The sequence below is a fragment of the Mesorhizobium sp. M7A.F.Ca.CA.001.08.2.1 genome, assembly GCF_003998455.1.
GTDB classification, from domain to species: domain Bacteria; phylum Pseudomonadota; class Alphaproteobacteria; order Rhizobiales; family Rhizobiaceae; genus Mesorhizobium; species Mesorhizobium ciceri.
In genome coordinates this window covers 1-1,813 of the sequence record NZ_RZPW01001007.1, presented here as the reverse complement: position 1 = coordinate 1,813, position 1,813 = coordinate 1, and the positions used below count along the sequence as shown (strand labels likewise).

Below are 1,813 nucleotides of genomic sequence, written 5' to 3'. Positions count from 1 at the left end.
CCCCACAAGGGGGCGGGTAAGGAGGCTATCCCCTCCCACTATTTCAAAATGCCGCACGCCGAGAAAGGCCTCGCCGTCGGCCTGTTCGGCGGCTCGTTCAATCCGCCGCATGCCGGCCATGCGCTGGTCGCCGAGATCGCGCTCAGACGCCTGGCGCTCGACCAGTTGTGGTGGATGGTGACGCCGGGCAATCCGCTGAAGAACACCAGGGAGTTGGCGCCGCTGGGCGAACGGCTGCAGCTGTCGGAACAGATCGCCAAGAACCCGAAGATCAAGGTCACCGCTTTCGAAGCCGCCCATCACGTCCGCTACACCGCCGATACGCTGGCGCTGGTCAAGGCGCGCAACCCCGGTGTCGATTTCGTCTGGATCATGGGTGCCGACAGCCTGCGCGATTTCCATCGCTGGCAGCGCTGGCGCGAGATCGTCATGACCTTCCCGATCGCCGTCATCGACCGCCCGGGCGCGACGCTGTCGTTCCTGTCCTCGGTCGTCGCCAAGACCTTCGACTATGCCCGCATCGACGAGGGCGATGCGCCGCGGCTTGCCCGCATGAAGGCGCCGGCCTGGACCTTCATTCACGGCCCGCGCTCGTCGCTGTCATCGAGCGCGATCCGCAAGCTGGCGAAGGGGTGAGCCCGGCCGCCCGGCCATGTCGCTTTTATCGCTTCCTTTGCCCGTTTCATGGGCAATCCTGAGCAGGCATGTCGATTCCCAGGAAAAACCGCAGCGAAGCCGAGCAGGGCGCCGAGCCCACGCCGCTGATCGCGATTGCCAGCGTCATCGTGTCGATGGCGCTGATTGCCGTCGGCAACGGGCTGATGTTTGCCTATATCCCGGTCCGGCTTGGCGCAGAGGGTTTCGATCCGACCTGGGCCGGGCTGATCATCACCGGGCTTTCGGCCGGCGGGCTCGCCGGCTGCATCTTGACCGGACCGCTGGTGCGAAGGGTCGGCCATGCCCGCGCCTTCATGGTGCTGTCGGCGCTGATCGCGCTGGCCAACGCCGCTGTCGGCGCCGGGGTCCTTCCGCTGCTGTGGATAGCCGCCCGCGCGCTCTACGGCTTTGCCATATGCGGCCTGTTCATCGTCGCGCAGAGCTGGCTGAACGATGCCGTTGCCAACGCCATCCGCGGCCGGGTGATGGCTTTCTTCTACGTTGCCTATGTCGCCGGGCTCGGCGTCGGCTACGCGACGCTAGCGCTGGTCGATATCAGGACAGCGGATGCGCCGCTGATCGGCATCGTCTTCACCGCGCTGTCGATCCTCCCTGTCGGGATGACCAAACTTGCCCAGCCGCCGGCGCCGCAGGCGGCCTCGGTGGCGCTGCGCCGTGCCTGGCGGGTTTCACCGGTCGGCGTCGCCGGCATGCTTGCCGTCGGCGGCCTGTCGATGTCGATTGCTGGCTTCGCACCGATCCACGCCACGGCCAAGGGCTACAGCCAGGCCGACGTGGCGCTGCTGCTTTCGGCGATGCCTCTCGGCACGCTGATCCTGCAGATCCCGCTTGGCTGGATTTCCGACCGAACCGACCGCCGCTATGTGCTGATCGCCGCATCCGCGCTCGCCATGGTCGCCGGCCTGTTTGCACTCGGGTTCGATGGCGGCGCGCTGGCCGCGTTGGTTGTGATCTACATCGTGTGGGACGGCGCTTCGGAATCGATCTATTCGCTGGCCAGTGCGCACGCCGCCGACCGCGCCGGCAAGGACGACATGGTGGCGCTGTCCAGTTCGCTTTTGTTTGCCTGGTCGCTGTCGGGCTTCGTCGTGCCCGGCATCGTGACGGCGCTGTCGGCGGCGTGCGCACTGGCCCT

At 66.9% G+C, this 1,813-nt stretch carries 2 protein-coding genes; both read left to right on the top strand.

Annotated elements, in window-relative coordinates:
• The first annotated feature begins 48 nt into the window (after positions 1–48).
• Complete coding sequence (locus EN914_RS34085; RefSeq protein ID WP_013529070.1) at positions 49–636, top strand: nicotinate-nucleotide adenylyltransferase; 588 nt, start codon at positions 49–51, stop codon at positions 634–636.
• Positions 637–704: 68 nt separating this feature from the next.
• Positions 705–1,813, top strand: a 1,109-nt coding sequence (locus EN914_RS34080) for an MFS transporter (protein ID WP_127389621.1), incomplete at its 3' end; no start/stop codon positions are given.